Source organism: Streptomyces sp. NPDC051020, assembly GCF_040683105.1.
Taxonomy (GTDB): Bacteria; Actinomycetota; Actinomycetes; order Streptomycetales; family Streptomycetaceae; genus Streptomyces.
This window is the reverse complement of sequence record NZ_JBFBCG010000059.1, coordinates 1-22,575: the sequence shown is the minus strand read 5'-3', so window position 1 is coordinate 22,575 and position 22,575 is coordinate 1. Positions and strand designations below refer to the sequence as shown.

At 71.1% G+C, this 22,575-nt stretch carries 23 protein-coding genes; 18 read left to right on the top strand and 5 right to left on the bottom strand.

Going from position 1 to position 22,575, the window contains the following annotated elements; translation table 11 throughout:
- Position 1: 1 nt before the first annotated feature.
- Both AB0N06_RS27390 and AB0N06_RS27385 read left to right on the top strand, forming a co-directional pair.
- Complete coding sequence (locus AB0N06_RS27390) at positions 2-1,522, top strand: long-chain fatty acid--CoA ligase (protein ID WP_366137345.1); 1,521 nt, start codon at positions 2-4, stop codon at positions 1,520-1,522.
- Between the two features lie 74 nt (positions 1,523-1,596).
- On the top strand, positions 1,597-2,052 hold the full coding sequence (locus AB0N06_RS27385) for a MaoC family dehydratase (RefSeq protein WP_366137344.1): 456 nt from the start codon (positions 1,597-1,599) through the stop codon (positions 2,050-2,052).
- A gap of 64 nt (positions 2,053-2,116) precedes the next feature.
- Here AB0N06_RS27385 and AB0N06_RS27380 read toward each other — a convergent pair whose 3' ends face one another.
- Entirely contained in the window at positions 2,117-2,293 is a 177-nt protein-coding gene (locus AB0N06_RS27380; RefSeq protein ID WP_366137343.1) for a hypothetical protein, read from the bottom strand.
- On the opposite strand from AB0N06_RS27380, the gene AB0N06_RS27375 reads away from it, so the two are divergent.
- Positions 2,282-2,416 carry a hypothetical protein gene (locus AB0N06_RS27375; RefSeq protein ID WP_366137342.1) on the top strand — a complete coding sequence of 45 codons (135 nt, stop codon included), beginning with the start codon at positions 2,282-2,284 and terminating at the stop codon, positions 2,414-2,416. The genes AB0N06_RS27380 and AB0N06_RS27375 overlap by 12 nt on opposite strands.
- 208 nt (positions 2,417-2,624) lie before the next feature.
- Complete coding sequence (locus AB0N06_RS27370) at positions 2,625-4,259, top strand: amidohydrolase (protein WP_366137341.1); 1,635 nt, start codon at positions 2,625-2,627, stop codon at positions 4,257-4,259.
- 20 nt (positions 4,260-4,279) lie between these two features.
- Here AB0N06_RS27370 and AB0N06_RS27365 read toward each other — a convergent pair whose 3' ends face one another.
- Complete coding sequence (locus AB0N06_RS27365; protein ID WP_366137340.1) at positions 4,280-5,347, bottom strand: LacI family DNA-binding transcriptional regulator; 1,068 nt, start codon at positions 5,345-5,347, stop codon at positions 4,280-4,282.
- 131 nt (positions 5,348-5,478) lie between these two features.
- Here AB0N06_RS27365 and AB0N06_RS27360 point away from each other — a divergent pair, with 131 nt between their 5' ends.
- The 12 genes from AB0N06_RS27360 (at position 5,479) to AB0N06_RS27305 (ending at position 18,936) form a co-directional block, all read left to right on the top strand.
- On the top strand, positions 5,479-7,122 hold the full coding sequence (locus AB0N06_RS27360; protein WP_366137339.1) for an ABC transporter substrate-binding protein: 1,644 nt from the start codon (positions 5,479-5,481) through the stop codon (positions 7,120-7,122).
- Positions 7,119-8,072, top strand: coding sequence for an ABC transporter permease (locus AB0N06_RS27355; RefSeq protein WP_366137338.1), 954 nt, complete (start codon positions 7,119-7,121; stop codon positions 8,070-8,072). The genes AB0N06_RS27360 and AB0N06_RS27355 overlap by 4 nt, the downstream gene beginning before the upstream one ends.
- A complete protein-coding gene (locus tag AB0N06_RS27350; protein ID WP_366137337.1) occupies positions 8,069-8,956 on the top strand; it encodes an ABC transporter permease in 888 nt (295 codons plus the stop codon). Before AB0N06_RS27355 ends, AB0N06_RS27350 begins: the two co-directional genes overlap by 4 nt.
- Before the next feature lie 5 nt (positions 8,957-8,961).
- Entirely contained in the window at positions 8,962-9,966 is a 1,005-nt protein-coding gene (locus AB0N06_RS27345; RefSeq protein WP_366137336.1) for an ABC transporter ATP-binding protein, read from the top strand.
- Positions 9,963-10,775 (top strand): ATP-binding cassette domain-containing protein, encoded by an 813-nt coding sequence (locus AB0N06_RS27340; protein ID WP_366137335.1) that lies wholly within the window; start codon positions 9,963-9,965, stop codon positions 10,773-10,775. Before AB0N06_RS27345 ends, AB0N06_RS27340 begins: the two co-directional genes overlap by 4 nt.
- A gap of 394 nt (positions 10,776-11,169) precedes the next feature.
- Entirely contained in the window at positions 11,170-11,889 is a 720-nt protein-coding gene (locus AB0N06_RS27335; protein WP_366137334.1) for a cupin domain-containing protein, read from the top strand.
- Positions 11,886-12,950: a hypothetical protein gene (locus AB0N06_RS27330; RefSeq protein ID WP_366137333.1), complete on the top strand. Its 1,065-nt coding sequence runs from the start codon at positions 11,886-11,888 to the stop codon at positions 12,948-12,950. Before AB0N06_RS27335 ends, AB0N06_RS27330 begins: the two co-directional genes overlap by 4 nt.
- Positions 12,947-14,128 (top strand): hypothetical protein, encoded by a 1,182-nt coding sequence (locus AB0N06_RS27325; protein ID WP_366137332.1) that lies wholly within the window; start codon positions 12,947-12,949, stop codon positions 14,126-14,128. Before AB0N06_RS27330 ends, AB0N06_RS27325 begins: the two co-directional genes overlap by 4 nt.
- Positions 14,125-15,036: a hypothetical protein gene (locus tag AB0N06_RS27320; RefSeq protein WP_366137331.1), complete on the top strand. Its 912-nt coding sequence runs from the start codon at positions 14,125-14,127 to the stop codon at positions 15,034-15,036. The genes AB0N06_RS27325 and AB0N06_RS27320 overlap by 4 nt, the downstream gene beginning before the upstream one ends.
- A gap of 99 nt (positions 15,037-15,135) precedes the next feature.
- Complete coding sequence (locus AB0N06_RS27315) at positions 15,136-15,672, top strand: hypothetical protein (protein WP_366137330.1); 537 nt, start codon at positions 15,136-15,138, stop codon at positions 15,670-15,672.
- A gap of 89 nt (positions 15,673-15,761) precedes the next feature.
- The gene (locus AB0N06_RS27310) at positions 15,762-17,537 is read left to right on the top strand and encodes an asparagine synthase C-terminal domain-containing protein (protein ID WP_366137328.1); all 1,776 of its coding nucleotides are present in this window, start codon (positions 15,762-15,764) and stop codon (positions 17,535-17,537) included.
- Positions 17,538-17,574: 37 nt separating this feature from the next.
- Positions 17,575-18,936 carry an aldehyde dehydrogenase family protein gene (locus tag AB0N06_RS27305; protein WP_366137326.1) on the top strand — a complete coding sequence of 454 codons (1,362 nt, stop codon included), beginning with the start codon at positions 17,575-17,577 and terminating at the stop codon, positions 18,934-18,936.
- Between the two features lie 228 nt (positions 18,937-19,164).
- Here the strand turns inward: AB0N06_RS27305 and AB0N06_RS27300 are convergent, their stop codons facing one another.
- The 3 genes from AB0N06_RS27300 to AB0N06_RS27290 form a co-directional block, all read right to left on the bottom strand.
- Positions 19,165-19,452 carry a hypothetical protein gene (locus AB0N06_RS27300; RefSeq protein ID WP_366137324.1) on the bottom strand — a complete coding sequence of 96 codons (288 nt, stop codon included), beginning with the start codon at positions 19,450-19,452 and terminating at the stop codon, positions 19,165-19,167.
- A gap of 30 nt (positions 19,453-19,482) precedes the next feature.
- Positions 19,483-20,091 (bottom strand): hypothetical protein, encoded by a 609-nt coding sequence (locus tag AB0N06_RS27295; protein WP_366137323.1) that lies wholly within the window; start codon positions 20,089-20,091, stop codon positions 19,483-19,485.
- Positions 20,092-20,200: 109 nt separating this feature from the next.
- On the bottom strand, positions 20,201-20,884 hold the full coding sequence (locus AB0N06_RS27290; protein ID WP_366137322.1) for a YoaK family protein: 684 nt from the start codon (positions 20,882-20,884) through the stop codon (positions 20,201-20,203).
- Between the two features lie 527 nt (positions 20,885-21,411).
- Between AB0N06_RS27290 and AB0N06_RS27285 the strand changes: the two genes are divergently transcribed.
- Together AB0N06_RS27285 and AB0N06_RS27280 are read left to right on the top strand one after the other, a co-directional pair.
- A complete protein-coding gene (locus tag AB0N06_RS27285; protein WP_366137321.1) occupies positions 21,412-21,567 on the top strand; it encodes a hypothetical protein in 156 nt (51 codons plus the stop codon).
- Between the two features lie 106 nt (positions 21,568-21,673).
- Positions 21,674-22,240 (top strand): hypothetical protein, encoded by a 567-nt coding sequence (locus AB0N06_RS27280; protein WP_366137320.1) that lies wholly within the window; start codon positions 21,674-21,676, stop codon positions 22,238-22,240.
- The last annotated feature ends 335 nt before the right edge of the window (positions 22,241-22,575 follow it).

Genomic DNA, 22,575 nt, shown 5'->3' with positions numbered 1-22,575 from the left:
CATGCGCAACCAGGGCATCGGTTCATGGACCGGCCGCCGGAACCGCAAGACGCCACGGCGCACCGCCCTCCTGCACGAGGGCCGCGCCATCGGCTACGTCGAACTGCACGACCGCTGCACCCGTCTCGCCCACGTCCTGCGGGACGCCGGCGTCGGCCGCGGGGACCGGGTGGCCTTCCTCGGCCCCAACCACCCCGCCTTTCTGGAGACGCTCTTCGCCACCGGGCTCCTGGGCGCGGTGTTCGTCCCGCTGAACACCCGTCTCGCGGTGCCGGAACTGCTCCACCAGCTCGCCGATTCCGGCAGCCGGGTCCTGGTGCACGCCCGGCAGCTGGAGAGCCGGGTCGCGGAGCTGACGGCGGGATCCGGGATCTCCCAAGTCCTCGCGGTCGAGGACGGGCCCGGGCTTTCGTACGAGGAGCTACTCGCGGCGGCCGGGACGGACCCGGTCGACGAGGAGGTGGGACACGACGACATCTGTCTCATCATGTACACCTCGGGCACCACGGGCCGGGCCAAAGGCGCCGTCCTCACTCACGGCAACATCGTCTGGAACAGCCTCAACGTGCTGGTCGACACCGACCTCGCCGGCGACGAGGTGGCCCTGGTCAGCGCGCCGCTGTTCCACACCGCCGCCCTGAACATGAGCTGTCTGCCCACCCTGCTCAAGGGCGGCACCGTCCTCCTGGAGTCCTCCTTCGACCCGGGCCGCAGCCTGGAGCTGATCCAACAGCACCGGGTCACTTGCATGTTCGGTGTTCCCACGATGTACGACACGATGGCGGCGGCGCCCGGATGGGAGAGCGCGGACCTGACCAGTCTGCGCACCCTGCTGTGCGGTGGCGCCCCGGTGCCGACCCGTACCGCCCGCGCCTATCTGGACCGGGGGCTCGCCTTCGTCCAGGGCTACGGCATGACGGAGACCGCGCCCGGGGCCCTGGTCCTGGACCGGGCCGACTCGCTCGGCCACGCCGGTTCCGCGGGCGTGCCGCACTTCTTCACCGAGGTGCGCGTGCTCCTGCCCTCGGGCGAGGAGGCGGCGCCGGGCGAGAAGGGCGAGGTGGTCGTCGCCGGGCCGAACGTGACACCGGGCTACTGGAACCTGCCGGAAGCGACCGCCGCGGCCTTCCGCGACGGGGGACTCTTCCGCTCGGGCGACGTGGCCACCGTCGACGCCGACGGTTATGTGTATCTGGTCGACCGGCTCAAGGACGTGATCATCTCGGGCGGGGAGAACATCTACCCCGCCGAGGTCGAGGACGCCTTGCTCGGACACTCCGCCGTCGCCGAGGCGGCCGTCATCGGCGTACCCGACCCGCACTGGGGCGAGGTGGGCCGGGCGGTCGTCGTGCTGCGCCCGGGGGCGGCCGCCACGCCGGAGCAGCTGTTCGCCCACCTGGCGGGCCGGCTCGCCCGCTACAAGATCCCCCGCAGTGTCGTGCTCGTCCCCGAACTCCCGCGCAACGCCGCAGGAAAGCTGCTCAAGGCCCCTATCCGGACGCGTTACGGCTCCGACATCTGAAGCACCACCGGCGCCGCCGGGCGTCGAGCACCGGCACCGGCTCCGGACCATCCTTTCCCGATTGGAACAACCCCATGTCTCTCACCGTCAACGGAATCGACGAGATCAAGGCTCAGGCGGGCGCCGACCTCGGGCACAGCTCCTGGCTGGAGATAGCCCAGCCGCGGGTCGACACCTTCGCCGACGCCACCGACGACCACCAGTGGATCCACGTCGACGTGGAGCGCGCCAAGGAGGGGCCGTTCGGCGGCACCATCGCCCACGGTTACCTCACGCTGTCCCTGCTCATCCCGATGTGGAGCGAGCTGCTCCAGGTCGAGGGCGTGTCGATGGCGGTCAACTACGGTCTGAACAAGGTGCGTTTCCCGTCCCCCGTCCGCGTCGGCTCGAAGGTCCGGGCGCACGGCCGCGTGCTGTCCGTCGAGGACGTCAGGGGCGGTGTCGAGGTCGTCGTCGACCTGACCGTGGAGATCGACGGCTCGGACAAGCCGGCGTGTGTCGCCCAGGCGGTGTACCGCTTCTACGCCTGAACCACCCATACAGAAGGGGGCGGCTGCTTCGAGCAGCCGCCCCCTTTCGTGTGCTGTCACGGTGTCAGTTCTCCTTGAAGCCGACGTAGTTCTCCGCGAGAGAGGCCGAAGCAGCCTCGGAGCGGGCAACGTAGCGCAGGTGCGGGAGGCGCAACGCGCTGGAGGAGGGGCTGCGTTCGATCGCGGCGCGGTCACCAACGGCAGCGGCCAGGTGGTGGCCGCAGTCAACGTGGCGCTCCACGCCGGCCGCGCCACCGGCGAGGAGAACCTGGCGACGCTCCTCCCCCATCTGCTCGGAACCGCCGCGCGGATCAGCGCCGACCTCGCCGCGGTGGGCCGCTTCTCCCCCGTGCCCACCGGCTGATCCTGACGACCGCCGGGCCCGGGCGCGTGGGTCCCGGGAGCCGTCCGTCGGGACGCTCCTGGCGGGCAGGCGCGCCGCCCTCGCGTCCCGCATCAGCTCCAGGGCGAAGGGACAGCCGCTCTCGCTTATGACAACATCGTTGACGCGTAACGCCCGAGCCGCTTCCATGGCGCCCATCTCACGTTCCCTCATGTTCTGGAGGACCCGTATGACCACGGCCGATCTGGTCTTCACGCGCGGCCCCGTCTTCACCGCCGATCCGGCCCGCTCCCGGGCCACCTCACTCGCTGTTGTCGGCGACCGGATCGCCGCCGTCGGGCATGACGACGTGCGCGAGCTCATCGGCCCCGGCACCGAAGTCGTCGACCTCACAGGGAAGTTGCTGCTCCCCGGCTTCCAGGACGCCCACATCCACGCGGTGTACGGCGGGGTGGAGCTGGCCGAGTGCGATCTGACCGGCACCGTCGGCGTCGAGGAGTACCTGACCCGGATCCGGACCTACGCGGACGCCCACCCCGGCCACGCGTGGATCACCGGCGGCGGGTGGTCGATGGAGAGCTTCGACGGCGGACTGCCCACCCGGCAGCTCCTCGACTCCGTGGTTCCGGACCGCCCGGTCCTGCTGGCGAACCGCGACCACCACGGCGCCTGGGCCAACACCCGGGCGCTCGAACTGGCCGGGATCACCGCCGCCACCCCCGACCCCGTCGACGGCCGCATCGAACGCGAGCCGGACGGTTCGCCCAGCGGGATGCTCCAGGAAGGCGCCGCGGCGCTGGTCTCCCGGCTGGCGCCGGAGAGCACCCCTGCGGACCGGCTCGCGGGTCTGCTGCGCGCGCAGGAGCTGCTGCACTCCCTCGGCATCACCGGCTGGCAGGACGCCCTGCTCGGTGTGTTCAATGGCAAGGCCGATCCGTCGGACGCTTATCTGGCCGCCGCCCGCGACGGCTCGCTCACCGCCCGGGTCACCGGCGCGCTGTGGTGGGACCGCGAGCGTGGCGCCGATCAGATCGACGAACTGGTCGCGCTGCGCGAGAAGTTGAGCCACGGACGGTTTCGGGCCGGCTCGGTGAAGATCATGCAGGACGGCATCGCCGAGAACTTCACCGCAGCGATGACCTCCCCGTACCTCGACGGCTGCGGCTGCGCCACCGCCAACAGCGGTCTGAGCTTCGTCGATCCACACGCCCTGCGCGGCCATGTCACCCGGCTCGACGCCCTCGACTTCCAGGTCCACTTCCACGCGCTCGGCGACCGGGCCGTCCGCGAGGCACTCGACGCGATAGAAGCCGCGATCGAGGCCAACGGCCGGCGCGGCAACCGCCACCACCTGGCCCACCTCCAGGTCGTCCACCCCGACGACATCAGGCGCTTCGCCCAGCTGGGCGCCATCGCCAACATCCAGCCGCTGTGGGCCGCCCACGAACCCCAGATGGATGAGCTGACCATCCCCTTCCTCGGGCCCGAACGCGCCGCCTGGCAGTACCCGTTCGGCGACCTGCTGCGCGCGGGCGCCACCTTCGCCGCGGGCAGCGACTGGCCGGTCAGCAGCCCGGACCCGCTCGAGGGCATCCACGTGGCGGTCAACCGGAGGGAGCCCGGGACCACCGACGGCCGGGTCTTCCTCCCCGAGCAGCGCCTGGACCTGGCGACGGCCGTCGCCGCCTACACGGCCGGCACCGCTCATGTGAACGGCTTGGACGACGCCGGCAGCCTGCTCCCCGGCAACCTGGCCGACCTGGTGGTCCTGGACCGCGACATCTTCACCGCGCCGCCGGAGGAGATCGCCGAGGCACGGGTCCTGCGGACGTATGTCGGGGGCTCGCTCGTGCACGGCGCCTGAGCGAGCCGCCCGAACCGCGCTCAGTCCGCCCGGACCGTACTCGTACGCAGCGAGGAGGCCCGTACCTCGAGCCGGGTCGGCACCAGCACCCCGGCCGACGGGCCGCCTCCCTGCTCCAGTGCGGCAACGAGGAGTTGGATCCCGGCCTCCGCGACCTCCTGGGGTCCCAGGCTCAGCGTCGTCATCGGAGGCCGGGTGTGGGTGGCCGTCGTGTCCTCACTGACGCACACCACGAGCAGGTCGCCGGGTACGTCGTATCCGTGGCGGCGCGCCGCCTCCAGGACGAGGGGCGGGCTCGCCTCGGCCACGACGAACAGCGCGTCGGGCCGGTCGGCCCCGGTCAGGGCCTCCTCGACGGCTTGTACGACCGGCCCGTTGCCGGCCTCGGCGGCGAACACGACCTGCTCGGGCACTCCGTGCTCGGCGCACCAGTCGCGGTGGGCGGCGAGCGCTCCCGTGTGGAACCGCGTCGTACTGTCGGGCACCACGAGCACGGGCCGCCGGGCTCCCTCCGCCTTGAGGTGGTCGAGCGTCTCCCGCACGGCCGCCACGACGTCGACGTCCACCCAGTGTGCCCCCGGCCGCCCCTCGGCGGAGCGGTCGGTGAACACCGGGATCCGGGCGGCGATCAGGTCGTCGATGATCCTGTCGTCGCCGACCGGGTCGGCGACGATCACCGCGTCGAACGGCAGCTCGGCCCACTCGCTGTGCAGCGACCCCGCGGGCAGCAGCACCAGCGCGTAGCCGCGCTTGAGTGCCGCCGCCGCGGTGGCGCTCGTCAGCTGGGCGAAGTACGGCGACTCCAGGAACGTCCAGGGGGCGCCGGCGAACTCGCCCACCACGTATCCGATCAACCGGGCCCGTCCCGCGCGCAGTTGGCGCGCGGTGGCGTTGGGCCGGTAGCCCATCCTCCGAGCGGTCTCCCTGGCCATCTCCCGGACGGCCGGGGAGAGCCGCCCGGTGCCGTTCAGGGCCGCCGAAACGGTGGTCTTGGACAGTCCCGCTTCGCGGGCCACGTCGACGAGCCGGACGCGCGGCGGGGTGGGCGGCGAGGCAGGTCCGAAACGCCTTGGAGCAGCATTCGTCATGGGGCTGATGCTGCCACCCTCGCGACCTCGGCAAAACCGTTCCCGCAAAGCCTTGTGCGGGAACGTTCCCGCATTAATACTCGCCCCATCCCTCAGCGCCCGTCACTACACCCGTAAAGGGGTGGGTCTCCATGCGCATGCCCAGAGCCATCGCGCTGCTCGTCTGTACCGTCGCCGTCGCGACCACCGCCACCGCCTGCTCCGGCGCCACCACTCCTCGGTCCTCCGGGAAGGACGCCGGCCCCGCCTACCAGGTCACCCCGACCTCGCCGCCGGCGAAGGGCCGCCTGGACTCGTTCACGTGGTCGCTCTACGCCGAGCCCTACACGCTCGACTACGCCCTGGCGTACGACTACCCGCCGAACACCGTGCTCGCGAACGTATGCGAGCAGCTGCTGCGGGTCACTCCCGATTTGAAGATCGAACCCGGCCTCGCGGTCAAGTACGCCCAGCCGAATCCCAAGACGCTCGTGTACACGCTGCGTTCGGGGGTGAAGTTCCACGACGGAACGACCATGACCGCGGACGACGTGGTCGCCTCCCTCAAGCGCCACATGAACCCGGCCACCGGATCCCCCTGGGCGTCGGCGTTCAAGAACGTGGACACCATCAAGAAGACCGGCCCCCTGGGGGTGACGATCCGGCTGAGCAACCCCGACGCCCTCTTCAACGAACTCATGGCCGCCTCCCCCGGCACCGTCGAGAGCGCCGCCTTCCTGGCCAAGGCCGGCAAGGACTACGGCGGCCCCAAGGGCAAGGTCGACTGCACCGGCCCGTACGCCCTCGCCGGCTGGGCCCAGGGCGACTCCATCACCCTCAAGAAGCATGCCGCCTACTGGGACACGTCACTGGCCGCGAAAACGGACAAGGTGACATTCACCTTCATCGAGGACCCGGCCGCGCGGTCCAACGCCTTCCTCTCGGGCACGGCCGACGGCGGGTACATGGTGCCCTCCTCCTCGCTCGCGCAGCTGCGCTCCAGCGGCAAGGGAACCGTGCTGTTCGGCCCCAACACCGCCGCGGCGGACCTCGCTGTCCTCGACTTCAAGGGCACCCTCGGGGACCTCAAGGTCCGCAGGGCCCTGTCCATGGCGCTCGACCGGAAGAACATCATCAAGGCCGCCGCCGGCGGCATCGGCATCCCCGCCAAGGCCCCCGCCGCGCGCGGCGCATGGGCACTGGCCCCGGAGAAGACCGCCGGCTACCTCGACGCCCTTCCCGAGCCGGTGTACGACCTGGCGGCCGCGAAGAAGCTCGTCGCCGAAGCGGGCGCCAAGGGCCGGAAGGTCACCATCGCCACGAGTTCGCTCGCGCCGGAGATCAGTGTCGTCGCCAACGCCGTCCAGGCGGCCGGCCGGCAGATCGGCCTCGACGTCCAGCTGAAGGCCGTCAGCCCCGACGCGTACAGCAGCATCTTCGTCGACCCCAACGCGCGCCACGGCCTCGACCTGGTCATCACCAACGGATACGACAACACCCCCGACCCGCTGGAGTTCTACCAGTACCTGCGCACCGGCGACTTCGGGAACTACGGCAACTGGTCCGACGCCGCGTACGACGCCGCGTTCGACCGGGCCAACGCGGAGCCCGACCCAGCCGCCCGCGCGGACCTGACCGCCAAGCTCCAGCAGATCGCGATGGACCAGCTCCCGATCATCCCGCTGTACGAGGCGCCCTTCTCGGTCTTCCTCGGCAACCGGATCACCGGCGCTCCCACCGGCATCGCGCAGCTGTACTACCCGTGGGCCGCGACGATCGGGGCCGCGAAGCCATGACCCGCTACCTCGTCGGACGGTTCCTCGGCCTGGTGACGGTGCTGTTCGTGACCTCGCTCGTGGTCTTCGGCACGGTCCACCTGGCCCCCGGCGACCCGGTGTCCTTCCTGCTCCACGGCCGCCCCGCGACGCCGGAGACCACGGCGGCGCTGCGCGCCCAGTACCACCTGGACGACCCGCTGCCCGCGCAGTACGCGAAGTGGCTCGGCGCTGTGCTGCAGGGCGACTTCGGCCGGTCCGCCCAGTTCCACCAGGACGTCGGGGGCCTCATCGCCTCCCGGCTTCCGGGCACCGCCCTGCTGGTCGGATACGCGGCCCTGCTGGTCGCCGTCCTCGGGGTGGCGGCCGGCGTCCTCGCCGCGCTGCGCCCCGGCGCGGTGGACCGCGTGGTGCTTCTCGGCACGGGCGTGGCCACGGCGACACCCTCGTTCGTCAGCGCCATGGCGCTGGTCTCGCTGTTCTCCGTCCAACTGGGCTGGTTCCCGGGGCCGGGCGGCACCCCGGAGGGCTTCACGGACCGGCTGTACCACCTGACGCTGCCGGCCTTCGCGCTGGCGCTGACCTTCGCCGGTCTGCTCGCCCGGGTGACCCGCTCGGCGATGCTCGACGAACTGCGGCGCGAACACGTCGAGGTGGCGCGCGCCCGCGGTGTCGCGCGGCAGGCCGTGGTCCGCCGGCACGTGCTGCGCAACGCGCTCGGCCCCGTCGTCACCGTCGGCGGCACCATGCTCGCCGGTCTGCTCATCAGCACCTCGATCGTCGAGACCGCCTTCGACGTGTCCGGAATCGGCTCCCTGCTCGTGCAGTCGGTGACGGCCAAGGACTTCGCCGTCGTCCAGGCGATCACGCTGCTCAGCGTGGCGGCCTTCGTCGTGGTGAACCTCGCCGTCGACCTGGTCGCCCCGCTCATCGACCCCCGGTTGTCCCTCCACGGGGAAGGCTCCTCATGACCACCACCGCACCTCCCCCGGCCGCCGCACCCGGTGCGCTGCGCCGCCGCCCCGGTCTTGGCGGCCTCCAAGTCCTCGGCCAGGGGCCGCTGTTCACGGCGGCCATCGCGGTCCTGTTCGTGCTCGTCCTGGTCGCCGTCCTGGCCCCCGTCCTCGCACCGTACGATCCCGAGTCGCTCGACCTCTCGGCGAGCCTGGTCGGGACCACGGGAGACCACCTGCTGGGCACGGACCAGTCGGGCCGGGACATCCTGTCGCGGCTGATCCACGGCGCGCGGACCGGTCTGCTCGGACCGCTGCTCGTCGTCGGCGTCTCCACCCTCCTCGGCACCCTGCTCGGCGTGGTCGCCGCCTGGCGGGGCGGCTGGGCGGACGCGGTCGTGTCCCGGTCGATGGACATGGTGTTCGCGATCCCGGGGCTGCTCCTGGCGATCCTCCTGGTGGCCGTCGTCGGCTCCGGCATGACCGCACCGGTGATCGCGATGGCCGTGGCCTACACCCCGTACGTGGGACGGCTGGTGCGCGGCATCGCGCAGCAGGAGAAGGCCCGCCCGTACATCGAGTCGTACCGGGTGCAGGGCTGGTCGGGCTGGACGATCTGCCTGCGGCACCTGCTGCCCAACATCGCTCCGACGGTCTTCGCGCAGTCCGCGATGAACTTCGGGTACGCCCTGATGGACCTGGCGGCCCTCTCCTTCCTCGGCTTCGGTGTGCAGCCGCCCACCGCCGACTGGGGCGCCATGATCAACGAGGGTCAGTCGGCCCTCCAGCAGGGGGCGATGCTGCCCGCCCTCGCGCCGTCGGCGTGCATCGTCCTCGCCGTGGTGGCGTTCGGCATCGTCGGCGAGGGACTCGCCGACCGGATCGCGAAGCGGGAACGGTGAGCGCCATGACCGAAACCAGCACTCCGGTGCGTGGCACCGGGGACAACCCCGTGCTCGAGATGCACGGCCTCGGCGTACGACTGCCGGACGGCCAGGCTGCCCGGCCGATCCTGGACGAGGTCAGCCTCCGGGTCCTCCCCGGGGAGACGGTCGGGCTGGTCGGCGAGTCCGGCTCGGGCAAATCGGTGGCCTGCCGCAGCGTTCTCGGGCTGCTGCCCGAAGGCGCACGAACCAGCGGAGAGGTACGCGTCGCCGGCCGTGACGTGCTGCGCATGAGCCGTACGGAACTGGCCGCGCTCCGGACCCGGCAGGTGGCCATGGTCTTCCAGGACCCGCGCGCCTCCCTCAATCCGCTGCGCCGCGTCGGCGACTTCCTCACCGAAGGGCTGCGCGCGGCCGGCAACCCTGCCGCCGCGGCCACCGCACGGGCCGAGGAACTCCTCGACGCCGTGGGCATCCGCGATCCGCGGGGCGCGCTGCGCCGCTATCCGCACCAGTTCTCCGGCGGAATGCTCCAGCGGGTGGTCATCGCCGCGGCTCTGGCTGCCGAGCCCGCCCTGCTGGTCGCCGACGAGCCGACCACCGCCCTGGACGTCACGACCCAGGCGGAGATCATCGCGATCCTCACCCGTCTGCGGGCCGAGCAGGGCACCGGGCTTCTCTTCGTCACCCACGACCTCGAACTGGCCTCGGCCATCTGCGACCGCGTGTACGTGATGTACGCGGGCCGGATCGTCGAGACCCGGGGCACCGACGAGCTGTTCGACCGGCCCCGCCATCCGTACACGGCGGGACTCCTCGCCTGCACCCCGCGCATCGAACCGGGCGCACCGGCCCCGCGGCCCATTCCGGGCCGCCCCGTCTCCCTCGCCGAGGCACCTCCGGGGTGTGCCTTCACGGCCCGCTGCGCCCACGCACAACCGCGCTGCTCCGAGGAGCCTCCCGTACTGGCGCGGTACGGCGACGGACTCGCCGCGTGCCACCGCGCCGACGAAGGGATCACGCTGTGACCGGCACGACGAAGGGGCTCGTGGTCGAGGGGCTGTGCAAGCGGTACGGGGACCACGCGGCGGTCGACGACGTGTCGTTCACCCTGGCACCGGGGGCTTCGCTGGCCATCGTCGGCGAGTCCGGCAGCGGGAAGACGACGACTGTACGGATGCTGGTGGGCCTGGCACGACCGGACGGCGGCACCGTCCGCCTGGACGGCCGGGACCGCTCCGCCCGCGCCCGGAGCCGGGCGGAACGGCTCGCGCGCGCCCGCGAGATCCAGATGGTCTTCCAGGATCCGTATCTCTCGCTGGACCCACGGGTGACGGTCTCCGACTGCGTCGACGAGGTGCTGCGCCTTCACACCCGGCTGGACGTGGCCGCCCGTCGCTCGCGGGTCGCCGAACTCCTGGACCAGGTCGGCCTCGGCGAACGGGAGGCCGGGGCCCTGCCCCGGCGGCTCTCCGGCGGACAGCGCCAGCGCGTCGCCATCGCCCGGGCCCTGGCGGTCGAACCCCGCGTCCTCATCCTCGACGAGGCGGTCGCGGCGCTCGACGTGTCCATCCAGGCACAGATCCTCGACCTGCTCGCCACGATCCGGCGCGAGTCGGGCATCGGCTACCTCTTCGTCACCCACGACCTCGCCGTGGTCCGACACATCGCCGACGATGTCCTGGTGCTCAGGTCGGGCCGAGTCGTCGAGGCGGGCCCGACGCATCGCGTGCTGGACACCCCGGAGCATCCGTATACCCGTCTGCTCCTCGACTCCGTACCGCGTCGCGGCTGGGACCCGAGCCTGGCGACGGCCGGCCGCCGCGCCCTCGACTGACGGACGCCGGCCTGACCGCCGCCTCGCGGCGGTCAGGCGTGCCCGCCCGCGCGCCCACGTCAGGCCGTACGCGGAAGCGTCCACGTAGTTGCCGGCCTCGTTCTGCAACAGCCGACCGTCCGGTGTCACGCCACAGCGCTCGACGTGCGTACGGAGCATGCGCACGAACTGCGGTGGGACGGGCACAGGTTGCGTGGCTGCAGCCGCGCGCCGCTTCAACACGTGCGCCTCGTGGACTGCGCCGTCATCCGTCCACTCCTTGCCACGCGCGTTCGCCCGCCGTTCCCCCGCGCTTTGCCCAAGAGCCGGTCCAAGAGCTCCCCTTGTTGTGAATCAAGGCCGTACGATGCGCTGGCGAAGCGCGCGCCGCGCACAGGAAGACGGGGGAGGCGCGATGTCCGGAAGACCGCATGCCGGCATGTCCGACGCCATGCCGAGTGGAGCGTGGGGCACGCTCCCCGGCGCTGTGGAGCTGTACCACCTGAGGCCGGACGGAAGCATCGGGCTGGCTGACCGCGAAGGCGCCCGCGAACTGGGACCCGAGCGGGAGTTTCTCCGCTTCATCGATGACGGGCAGTTCGCCCACTACCTGGTGGGCGACGCGGCGACCTCCCCCGAGCGTCCCTCGAACGCCACGGTAAAACTCGCTGTCGTGGGGCCGCGCAGCGCCTTCACCCCGCACGCCCACGGCGGTGAGCACTTCGTCCTCAGCCTCGGCCACGCGGCGTGCGGCCTCTACGACGTGGACTGCGACCGGGTTACCGAAGTCCCGCTGAGTCCCGGGATGTTGATACGGATTCCGGAGATGATGCCCCACTCCTTCGCGAACAGGGGCACCGATCCGCTGACGATCCTCGCGGCCAACACCGGTTACGGGATCGACCACGAGGACTACGCGATCACCGCCGGGGAGGCCGAGCGCCGCGCCGCGGGCGACACCCCGACAGCCGGCCAGGTGGCCGTAGCCGCCACCACCGACTATCGCGCCCTCGCCGCCGCCCTGCGCGACATCGAGCGCCATCAGCAGGACCGCGGCATCGCCACCACCACCGTCCGCGAGCGCCTGGCCGCACGACTGCGCCGTGTGGCGACCGCACTGGAGGTCCGCCGGTGATCTGTCCGCACTGCCAGAAGAACCTCCTCCGCAAGGAGCGCCCCAACAACACCTGCTCCCACTGCAGGCGCACATACGCGCTCGACCCCAAGACCAACTCCCTCGGCCTCAGCGACCTGCGGGTGCGCAGGATCGTCGACAAGGTGACGGAGGGCGGCAGGATCGCGGTGACGCCGGACCAATTGTGGTACGCGCTCTCGCGCAGGCACCTCAAAAAGGGCATGTTCGCGCCGGGGTGTGCGGGTACCTCACTCCTCACGGGCCTGATCGTCGGCGTCTTCGGCATCTTCACCGGGAACCTGTACCTGGCCCTCGTCTCGGGCGCCCTGCTGCTCGTCTCCGCGGGCTTCGCCCTCGCACGAGCCGCCGGTGCGGGCCGGGGCTTCCCGGTCATGAGCCGTGCGGAGTTCCGTTCGGAGGTGCTCGCGCCCTGGCGGCAGGTGTACGGCGGGCTGCCGCCCCGGGTGGTCGACGACACCCCTCCCGTTCCCTCTCAGGCCAGAACTCGTGCGCCTTCCGGCGCTGCGCCCGGGGCCGTACTCCTGTGCCCCGACGGCTCCATCACGGCCTTCCTCAACGCCGCTGGCCTGCCCGCCCGTTACGGGATCGCGCTCGCCAAGGATCTCGACGCGGTCCACGCCCTGCCCATGCGGGGCCCGGTGATCGTGCTCCACGACGCCGACGCGCAGGGGGAGCTTCTCGTCCGGCGCGTCCGCGCGAGTCCGGGGCAACGCGCGGTGATCGACGCCGGGTTGCCGCTGCGCACCGTCCGCCGTCTGGCGCAGGCCGTGCCCTACCGCGACAAGCAGGAGAAGCCCGACAGGGAGACCATGGCGCTCCTCACCGAGCTGGGCGAGTTCACCGAGGCGGAGCTGAAGTGGCTGGGAAAGGGTTGGCGCTTCCCGCTCATCGGCATGCCCCCCGCCCGGCTGCTCGCCGCCGTCACCCGGGTCGCCGAACAGGTCACGCGGAGTGTCGATCCGGAGCGGCGTCGCGCCGCGTCCGTGGGGTTCATGACCTGGCCGGGCTCAGGGGCTCAGGGCCACGCGGGTGAGCGATGATCTGCCCCCGCTGCGCCGCCTCGCTGACGGGCAAGCAGCGCACAGGCAGAATATGCGCGCACTGCGGGAAGCGCTTCGCGCTCGACCCCGCGGTACACGGCAAGGGCATGCACGACATCCGGATCCGGGACATCGCGCAACGCGCCACCGACCACGGCCGCCTGAAGATCACCCTCACCCAGCTCTGGTACCTGTCCCGCAGCCGTAACTACGCCTGGGCCGGGCGGGATCCGGAGGGTGTGCCGGCGAAGATCCGCTGGCTCGTTGCCCTGCCGGTGGCCGCCGCCCTCGTCGCATGCGCCGTCCTGACCGGCGGACTGCTCGCATTCCTCGCCGGCGCCGCCGCGTGCGCCGCCCTCGTCGTCGCGTCCTCCATGCGGCACCGCCCCGGTCGGTTGCCCCATGGGCAGATCATTCCTGCCGAACGGACCTTCCGTGCCCTCATGAACGGCTCCTGGTCGGCGGTGTACGACGGCCTGCCGAAAGGCGTCGTCGACGACGCGGACCCCGTGCCCCGGCCGCGCGGGGCGAACCGTTCCGGTGCGTCCGTTCCGGTGTCCCGGCCCAAGGCCGCGATCCTCTGCACGGACCGCGCGGTCAGCCGCTTCCTCACGGCCAACGGCATCCCCGACCGTCTGAAGGCCGACCTCGTGGAGGTCACCGAAGCCGACGGAACCGGAGGGCGCCCCGTCGTCCTGGCGGCGGCGCTCAGCGCGCTCACGCAGTATCGCAGCGGGCTCCCGGTGGTCGTCCTGCACGACGCCGATCCGCAGGGCGTGCTGTTGGCGCCGCTCATCCGTGGCGCACAGCCCGACCGCGTCGTGGTGGACGCGGGCCTCCCCGTTTCCGCGGCCAGGGGCAAACAGGGCGTCGTGCGACTCGCCCGGCACGATCCGCTCGCCGACGCGGAACAGCTCCGCACGGTCGCAGGTCTGACCGAGGCCGACGCACAGTGGCTCGGCGAGGGCTTCTGGAGTCCGCTCGCCGCCGTGCCGCCGCGCGTCCTCGAATCGATCGTCGTCCGGGCGGTGGAACGGGCGCTGGCCGCCCCGCGGCCCACCCCCCGTGAGGCCCTCACCCACGGCTTCCTCACCTGGCCACAGGCGCCGCGGACCCCGAGGACCTCGCGGCCATCCGGCGCCAGCACATACAAGAAGAAGGGCACCAGCTCCGCATGACGCCGCGACGCCTCCAGGCTCCCGGAATCGGGACCTCCATGGCCCGGAACCCCCGTAACGGCCGCGGGCCTGGCGCCCGGCTCCTCGACCGCGCGATCACCGCAGCCGCCGCGCGCGCCGCGGGCCCGGGCAGCATCAGGTTCACGGAACGGCAGCTCTATTACGAGACCTGCCGTGTCCTGAGCCCGGCCGCGACCCTCCTCCCCGGCATCCCGCGCACCCCAGCCCCTCCCTTGCGGCTGCCCACGTTCACGCGTGCGCTGGAGGCACGGGGCCGGGAGGCCGTGGACGGCCTGCTCCCGCCGGTCCGGTCCGCGCCGTCACGGCCTCTGTCCGCCTCCGATGCCGCCGAACCCGACCTCTACGCCTACGGGCTCCCCCGCCTTCTCGTCTGCCAGGACAGCTCGATCGCCCGGATGCTGCTCGCCAACCATGTGCAACTGGAAGCGGCCTGTCCCGTCCTCGCGGCGCCCGACGCCCTGCCGCTCGACCCGCGCCTCGTCGCGGCGCTGGAGCGGGCCGAGGGCGCGACGGTCCATGTGCTCCACGACGCAAGCCCGGAGGGCATCGGGCTCCCGGCGCGAGTCAGGGCCGCTCTCGGCCCGGTCCCCGGCGTGCGGGTCACGTCGATCGGGCTCGTGCCCCGGCATGCGGCAACCCTGCGCCTGCCGACCGGCCGCGGCCCGGCACCGGCTCCGCCGCTGGAGCCCTGGCCGCCCGGGCTGCGGCCCGAGGAGGCCGCATGGCTGGCACGGGGACGGTTCACGCAGGTCGCGGCCGTGTCACCGCCCCGCTTGGTGCGTACGGTGCTGCGCCTCACGCGGGGACCGCGACCGCCCCGGAATTCCATGTGGTCCGAACTGCGCGGGCTGCGCACCACGGGTTTCCTGACCTGGCCCGCCTCGTGATCCGCCGCGTCACCCGACTGTGAACCGCGGGGTGACCCGTCCCAGCGAGCCCCTCTTCCCGCGGCCACGACCGCCCCACAGACCCGAGGAACGCACACGATGATCCGACCTGAAGAGATCGGCTACTCCGACGAGCTGCTCGCTGACGGCAGCGTCCACCGTCGTTACGAGGACGGCCGGGAGGAGTGGCGCCACCGCGAGAACTCCTCCCCTCACCTCGTGCGCTGGCACGACAACCGGAATGCCTCCGGCACCGACGAACTCCTCGGCACCCACATCATCAAACGGGTCCTCGCCGACGGCACGGTGACATACGCCCGGGACATCGGATACGGCCGCACCCTGTGGGGCCGTGGCGAGACGGTGCTGGTCAACCGGACGTCGTTCGGCGGCAGGATGGGCGGCATGCTCGCGGGCCTGGGCGTAGCGGGCCTCGCCATCACCGCCGCCCAGCTGCCGCCGCTCGGTATGAGCCCGGAAGAGGAGGAAGAGCTCCGCCGGCAGCAGGCGCAGAGCCAGTCGTCGTCCTCGGGCGACTCGGGCGGGGGCGGCGATTCCGATAACGGCGGGACGGACGACTGGGACGCGGGCTGGGACGACGGCGGGGACACCTGGAGCGACGACGACTTCGGCTGAGCGGGCCGCGTCGGCACCACCGGAAGCCGTAGGAGCGGCGGCAGCAGTACGGAGTACGGAACAAGGAACATCGAGGAGAGGAGCCGTCCATGGCACGCTTCTGCGCCTGCCTGTCCCCGACCACCCAGCAGGCCCGGGCCCATGTCGAGGCGATGGGTGCGGCCGGGACCGGCCGGGCATCCGTGGACGTCCCCGGGGCTGCCCTGGGCCTGATCACGGACGAACCCGGCCGCGCCGACGGCCCGTTCACGGCATTCGGCCTGACGGCGGTGGGTGAGGTCACCCTGCACAACCGCCCGGCCCTCCTGTCCGCGCTGCATGCCGAGGGGCACCCCGTACCTGCCCACTGCTCCGACGGTGAACTGCTGCTGCGCTGCTGGGCGCGGCTCGGCGACGCGGGAGTGGCGCTGGCCGAAGGCATGTTCGTGCTGGCCGTGCTGGACGGCACGGACCTGATCCTGATCCGCGACCACGTGGGCGCCCGGACGCTCTTCTACGCCCGCGCCGAAGGAGCCTGGACAGCCTCGACCTCGCTGAGGGCGCTGCGGCGCTGGCCCGCGCTCGGCACCTCGATGAATCTGTCCGCGGTCCGTTCGTTCCTCACCTTCGCCTATCTGCCGGGCGAGGAGACGCTCCTGACGGGCGTGCGGGAAGTCCTGCCCGGACGTGTACTGCGGCTGGCGGAGGACGGCGCGGTCACCGAGACCGTGCACTGGGAGCCCCACGAGCACATCGCGGAGCCGGTGCCGCAGGATCCGACGGAGCATGTCCTGGCCCTGCGGGCGCTCCTGGAGCAGGCGACGGCCGAAAGGCTCCCGGAGGCGGAGCCGGCAGCGGTACTTCTCTCCGGCGGGATCGACAGCTCCCTCGTCACCGCGCTGGCGACGAAGCTCCACAGCCATCCGGTGCACACGTACTCGATCAGCTTCGGCGACGAACTCCCCAACGAGCTGGGCTACTCGGGCCTGGTGGCCGCCCACTGCCATACCCGTCACCGGGTCCTGAACGTGTCGGGGAAGACGGTCGCCTCACGGCTCGCGGAGGCGGCTGCGCTCCTGGACAGCCCGGTGGGCGATCCGTTGACGGTCCCGAACCTGTTGCTCGCGGAGACCGTGGCCGCGGACGGCGCGTCGGTGGTGCTCAACGGCGAGGGCGGCGACCCCGTGTTCGGCGGCCCGAAAAACCTCCCGATGCTGGTGCAGGAGATGCACCGTGAAGCGGGGGCGCCCTGGGACGAGGACCGGGCAACGGCGTATCTGCGCTCGTACCGCAAGTGCTGGACGGACCTCCCCACGCTCCTGACCCCGCAGACGCTGGACGCACTGCGGGACGCCCCGCGGCCCCAGCGGTTCGTGGAGCCGTATCTGGCACCGGGCATCGACAGCCCGCACCGCATGGGCCACCTCCTCAACCAGCTCCTGCACTGCAATCTGCGGACCAAGGGCGCGCACCACATCCTGACCAAGGTGGAGCGCCTGACGGCGTCGCAGGGCATCGAGGGCCGGGCACCGCTCTTCGACCGCCGGGTCGTCGACCACGCGTTCGCCACGCCGCCGACGTACAAACTCCGTGGCTCGGCGGAGAAGTGGATCCTCAAGGAGGCCGTGCGCGACCTCCTCCCCGACACGGTCGTCGACCGACCGAAGAGCGGGATGCGGGTGCCGGTGCAGCAGTGGCTGACGGGTCCGCTGCGCGACCTCGGAAACGATCTGCTGCTGAGCCGGCAGTCGGCACACCGGGGCCTGTTCCGCCCGGACACGATCCGCGCCTGGATGAAGGGCGAGGGCACGCTCCTGCCCCGTCACGGCGGCAAGCTGTGGCTGGTGCTGACACTGGAACTGTGGCTGCGGTCGTACGCGTTGTGAGAAACGAGCAGCAGGAAGCCACGAGCGGAAAGCAACGATGAACACTGAACTCACCGACCCTCGCACGGGGCATCCCCGCGGCACCGCTCCCGTCTCCCGCGAGCCCGAGGTGGCTGCGGCCGTGGCAGCGGCCCGTACGGCGCTCGGCACATGGAGCGCCCTGACCCCCAAGGACCGGGCGCGACGCCTGGACCGGCTGGCGACGCTGATCGAGGACAGCGCGGCGGAGTACGCGGCTCGTGAGCGGGCCGGTACGGGCAGGCCGGATACGGAGACGGCGGGCGAGATCGAGCAGGTGGCGGATCTGTTCCGCTTCTACGCGACGGCGGCGCGGACCCGGACGGCCCCGGCGGCGGGCCGACTGGTGACCGGGCACGAGAGCTGGGTGCGCTGGGAGCCGATGGGCGTGGTCGGGGTGATCGTCCCCTGGAACTACCCGCTGATGATGGCGGCCTGGCGCTGCGCCCCGGCACTCGCTGCGGGCAACACGGTGGTGGCGAAGCCGGCGGAGACCACCCCGGACGCGCTGGAACTGCTGGCGGAGCACGCCGCGCAGACCCTGGGCGAGGGCGTGCTCCAGTCGCTTCCGGGAGACCGGCGGACGGGCCAACTACTGGTCGACTCCCCGGTGGACATGGTCGCGTTCACGGGCAGCGGCCGGGCGGGTCTGGATGTGGCGGCAAGGGCGGGGACGCGCCGGATCAGCCTGGAGCTGGGCGGCAACGCCCCGGCCGTCGTTCTCCCGGACGCCCCGACGGACACGTATGCGTCGCTCGCGGAAGCGGCCACGTACAACGCAGGCCAGAGCTGCGCGGCGCCGGCCCGGGTCATCACGCTCACGGAGAACTACGAGTCGACGGTCGGCCGCCTGACGGAGGCGATGGGGGCCCGGCTGGCCGGCCGCGACTTCGGCCCGCTGAACAACCCGGACCAGGTGGCGCGTTACGACGCTCTGGTCGCTTCCTCGTCCGCGAAGCGAGTGCTGGCGGCGGACATCGCCACCCCGCCTGGCGAGGAGCACGGCAACTGGCGCGCGGCCCTTGTCCTGGCTGATCTCCCGCACGACGACCCGACGGTCACCGAGGAAGTCTTCGGCCCGCTCCTCACAGTCCAGCACGCGGACACCGTGGAAGCGGCCCTGGGCCTGGCGAACAGTGTCCCCCAGGCCCTGGCGGCCAGTGTCTGGACGACCGACCTCGGCACGGGGCTCGATCTCGCGGCCCGCCTCGACGCGGGCGAGGCCTGGCTCAACTGCCATCTGGTGCAGACGGCGGAGCTCCCGCACGGCGGGCGTGGCTCGTCCGGCCACGGTACGGATCTGAGCACGCTGGCGCTCCAGGAGTACCAACGGCCCAAGACGGTGACGGTGCGGCTGATGCCCGGCCTGCGCGAGAGCTGAGGCAGAGGGCCACCGGACGACGGTGGGCGGCGCCCGTCCCATATACGGCGATCGATACGGCCGGCACCCCGGGATCCACCTCGACCAGCTCTCGGACGCGGGTATACGTCGGCACACCGGCCTTCGCGGCAAGGCGGGCGACAGCGAGGAACTCAGCAGGCTCACTGTGGGGCGCGTACCCGAGGAGGACTCCGATGCCGAGCGCTCCGGCGCTCAGCTCACCCTCAATCAGGCCAGCCACTCGGCGAGTTCACGATAGGTACAGGAGCTCTGCCATGCGCGGTTGCCGAGCACCGCGAGGCCGCTCCCGATCTGTGCGTCAGGCTGGATGCCGGCGAGCACCTGGGCCCGGGCACCACCCCACGAGGCGGAGAAGCCGTAGTGCAGCGGGCGTCCGTCCGCGGCGGCCGCGGCGTACGCACGCCCGATGGGCATGAGGCCCGCTTCCAGGTCGAGGGCCGTCGTCACGCCGTCCATGGCCTGCAGCCGCTGCCCCGCGGCGCTGCAGTTTCGCATGACCGACCTGCGGTGACAGAGCCGATCCGGTCAGCTGTCGATCGCCAGCAGCTTCTTGATCGCTGCGACGGCGGTCTGCGGTTCGTCGGCGTGGCAGCGGATCGTATGAACCTCCGCGCGCCGCCCCCACAGGCTCACGGCGGTGACTGGTTGGGTCAATTCGAAGGTGATCGAAGTTTGCGACGCGATAGCCACGTCCAGTACACCGTCCTCGGACTTGTTGGCGTCCGGGAACCGGAGGTCGTAACGGACGGAGGCGATCCGTTCCAGCGGTATCCGCAGATCAAGCCGCGTACCGCGCCGTAACCGCAGCCCGCCCGGCCCCACGACGTGTGGGCGTGTGACGGCGGCGGCGTGCAGCCCCAACACCAGAAACACCGTGTAAAGGTCGAGAAGCAGCATGACCAGGTGGGCGACCGGATACGCGGCGAGCATGAAGGACACCCCGACCGTCTCTACCACGAACACGAAAACCAGCCCATACGCCGTTGACGCCTGAGCACGCGCATACCCGATAGCGATGTCCGCGTCCCCGACCCCGTTCGAGCGCCGAGCCACCCACAGTCCGAGGCTCGCCATCCACCGCCCCTCGTGTGCCGCCAGCCGTTTCGTCCGCGTGATGAGTACCCCGATCCCCATGTGCCTCAGTGAATCACAAGGACCCTCGAATTCCTCATGAAATGATCTTCGAGGTGGTTGAATCACTCCGGCCTGCCCGCCACCCCGTGATCCGGACTCAGAACAGGCCCTAGCGGGGCACAGGGCGCCGGAAAGAAAGCGTGAGGGCCGCAGTCAGCAGCATCAAGGGCAGGGCCAGAGCAGCTGCCCGTGCGTGGGTGACAAGAAGCGCTGCCAACCCCGCCCCTGTCGGCAGCATCACGATCACCGCAATGTTGTACCGCTCAACCTCTTTCCTTACGGCGAGCGCAACCAGCGCGCCGGTGAGAGCGCCCGTCATGTAGGTGGTCGAGAGATTCGGCCCGCCGACGACACGGATCATGCCGCCCTGGCATCCCATGCACACGGCCATGGCCGCCAGGAGGACCAGTTGGCTGGCGCCGGCGGGCTTGCCGTCCAGAGCGGCCCAGGCCGTCATCGCAGCAGTCATGACGATCACCTCTGCGAGCAGTGCGATCCGGGCACCGCTCCAGCGTGCGCGGCCCGGGAGGGAAGCAACCCGACTGCCGAGAAGCACGCCGCAGGCGTACGCGACGATCGCCAGTGCTGCGTGACCGGCCAGCAGTGCGTCGTGGGTGGCGATGGCGAGACCGAACAGAGCAAGGTTCGCGGTCATCACACTGGTGAACACACCGCCGAGGGTCATGAAGCTGATCGCGTCGACCGCTCCCGTCGCCACGGCCAAAAGCAGGACGGGAAAAGAGGACTTGAGGTTTCGTGGCTGAGCGAGCCACAGCTCGGGGGCCTGCGTCATGCATCGACTCCACATCCAGGTCGGACTCATGTGTGCATTGCAGAACATCTGACACTGCACGGCAGGGTCGGTGCGGACGTCATCGGGCTGTGCGCGGCGCGCGGTGAAGCCGGACGCTGTGCCGCGAGTCTAAGGGTTGTCCCGTCATCCCTGGCGGGACAGCGCGCGGCATCGGATGCGGTGCAGCACCAGGCAGAGGGGCGTCAGGGGCGTCCGTATACGGGATGTATGCGGACGTTCCGACAACGCGGCGAGGTGACGCGCGAGCTCGTTGGCGCTTGCACGCCGGTGCGGTTCACGGACTCCCAAACGTGTCCGCTCGTTGGGGGTTCGTCGGACAACGATCCACTCGAATCCGATACTGAGGCTCAGGTGGCGGAGGCTGAGGCTCAGGTGGCGGAGTAAGCCATTCGGTGTATTTACTGAGATGGTGCGTACGTAAAAGGTGTTCCGTAGCCCCGCCGGCCCATGAAACAACGCGGCAGGGCTGAAAATGGGCCGTATCCGTACGGGAAACCGTGGCAACCATGACCGTGGTCAACGTCGGCCAGGAGAATGCCACTCCGATCGACATCTGCCGCGAGGACCACCGCAGCGGGCAGCCGATCGTGCTGATCCGTGGCGACGCGGGCCGCATCCTGTCGGACAAGAACGCCGTCAATCGGCTGCCTGCGCTGATCTAAAACCTCACCTCCATGACGGTGGAGGGCGGTCCACGGAACGTCGGCTGGACACACTCAAAGGTTGTCAACCCCGCGCTGCCGGACTTCGTGAAGGGATGAACGGCCTATGACGGGAGTCACCGGTCCGTCCCGGCACCTTCGTGGTCTCCTGGCCGGGGCTGCCGCGGGCGCTGCCGGGACCACGGCCCTGAACGCGGTCGGTTACCTGGACATGGTGACCCGCGGCCGAGGCGAGAGCACCACACCCGAGGTCACCGTGGAGCGGCTGTCGGAGGCCCTGCACGTTCCGATCCCGGGCAACGAGGACGCACGGAAGAATCGCGTCAAAGGCCTGGGCCCCCTGACCGGCATGGCATCAGGTGTGGGCATGGGCGCCCTGCTCGGTCTTGCACTCTCCTGCGGCTGGCGACCGGGAAGCCCGCTCCTGACCGCCACAGCGACGACGGGGGCGCTGATCGGAACCAACGGCCCGATGACCGTGCTGCGCGTGACCGACCCGCGCACGTGGTCACGCTCCGACTGGGTCGCCGACATCGTTCCGCACGTGGCCTACGCGCTGGTCACCGTCGCCATCATCCGGAGGCTGGGACCTGACCCGACCGATCACACTGGCGAGATCCGTACGGGAATACGGAAATGCGGCGCCGCGCTCCGACACGCCCTGTGCTCATGACCTGTGACTGAATCCCCATCGCCCTTGTCAAGCAGCCGGGGAGGCGAGCAGCACGCCGAGAAGCCCCCGTCACGCCCACAGCTACCGCAGAAGTGCGGTGCCGGCAGCGGACGAAAAAACAAGGGCAAGGAGGTTGTCCACTCCTTGCCACTCTCAACATATAGCGCACCGGGGGCCTTGCGGCAAGACCCGGGTCGTGCTGCAGAATCTCCAGCCGAAGCCAGAACCTGCGTAAGAGGGCGCGCACATGGGTGGGGTGGAGGAAGGAGCGGGGCGAGGGGCAAGCCTGGCAAGGCGGAGGAGGGAGGCGACGCGGAGGGGGCCCCTCCCATGCC

What these genes read in the sequence shown, in the direction of transcription:
- AB0N06_RS27390 (WP_366137345.1), top strand. Translation starts at nt 2, where the DNA reads ATGCGCAACCAGGGCATCGGTTCATGGACCGGCCGCCGGAACCGCAAG.
- AB0N06_RS27385 (WP_366137344.1), top strand. Translation starts at nt 1,597, where the DNA reads ATGTCTCTCACCGTCAACGGAATCGACGAGATCAAGGCTCAGGCGGGC.
- AB0N06_RS27370 (WP_366137341.1), top strand. Translation starts at nt 2,625, where the DNA reads ATGACCACGGCCGATCTGGTCTTCACGCGCGGCCCCGTCTTCACCGCC.
- AB0N06_RS27365 (WP_366137340.1), bottom strand. Translation starts at nt 5,347, where the DNA reads ATGACGAATGCTGCTCCAAGGCGTTTCGGACCTGCCTCGCCGCCCACC.
- AB0N06_RS27360 (WP_366137339.1), top strand. Translation starts at nt 5,479, where the DNA reads ATGCGCATGCCCAGAGCCATCGCGCTGCTCGTCTGTACCGTCGCCGTC.
- AB0N06_RS27355 (WP_366137338.1), top strand. Translation starts at nt 7,119, where the DNA reads ATGACCCGCTACCTCGTCGGACGGTTCCTCGGCCTGGTGACGGTGCTG.
- AB0N06_RS27350 (WP_366137337.1), top strand. Translation starts at nt 8,069, where the DNA reads ATGACCACCACCGCACCTCCCCCGGCCGCCGCACCCGGTGCGCTGCGC.
- AB0N06_RS27345 (WP_366137336.1), top strand. Translation starts at nt 8,962, where the DNA reads ATGACCGAAACCAGCACTCCGGTGCGTGGCACCGGGGACAACCCCGTG.
- AB0N06_RS27335 (WP_366137334.1), top strand. Translation starts at nt 11,170, where the DNA reads ATGTCCGGAAGACCGCATGCCGGCATGTCCGACGCCATGCCGAGTGGA.
- AB0N06_RS27325 (WP_366137332.1), top strand. Translation starts at nt 12,947, where the DNA reads ATGATCTGCCCCCGCTGCGCCGCCTCGCTGACGGGCAAGCAGCGCACA.
- AB0N06_RS27320 (WP_366137331.1), top strand. Translation starts at nt 14,125, where the DNA reads ATGACGCCGCGACGCCTCCAGGCTCCCGGAATCGGGACCTCCATGGCC.
- AB0N06_RS27315 (WP_366137330.1), top strand. Translation starts at nt 15,136, where the DNA reads ATGATCCGACCTGAAGAGATCGGCTACTCCGACGAGCTGCTCGCTGAC.
- AB0N06_RS27310 (WP_366137328.1), top strand. Translation starts at nt 15,762, where the DNA reads ATGGCACGCTTCTGCGCCTGCCTGTCCCCGACCACCCAGCAGGCCCGG.
- AB0N06_RS27305 (WP_366137326.1), top strand. Translation starts at nt 17,575, where the DNA reads ATGAACACTGAACTCACCGACCCTCGCACGGGGCATCCCCGCGGCACC.
- AB0N06_RS27300 (WP_366137324.1), bottom strand. Translation starts at nt 19,452, where the DNA reads ATGCGAAACTGCAGCGCCGCGGGGCAGCGGCTGCAGGCCATGGACGGC.
- AB0N06_RS27295 (WP_366137323.1), bottom strand. Translation starts at nt 20,091, where the DNA reads ATGGGGATCGGGGTACTCATCACGCGGACGAAACGGCTGGCGGCACAC.
- AB0N06_RS27290 (WP_366137322.1), bottom strand. Translation starts at nt 20,884, where the DNA reads ATGACGCAGGCCCCCGAGCTGTGGCTCGCTCAGCCACGAAACCTCAAG.
- AB0N06_RS27285 (WP_366137321.1), top strand. Translation starts at nt 21,412, where the DNA reads ATGACCGTGGTCAACGTCGGCCAGGAGAATGCCACTCCGATCGACATC.
- AB0N06_RS27280 (WP_366137320.1), top strand. Translation starts at nt 21,674, where the DNA reads ATGACGGGAGTCACCGGTCCGTCCCGGCACCTTCGTGGTCTCCTGGCC.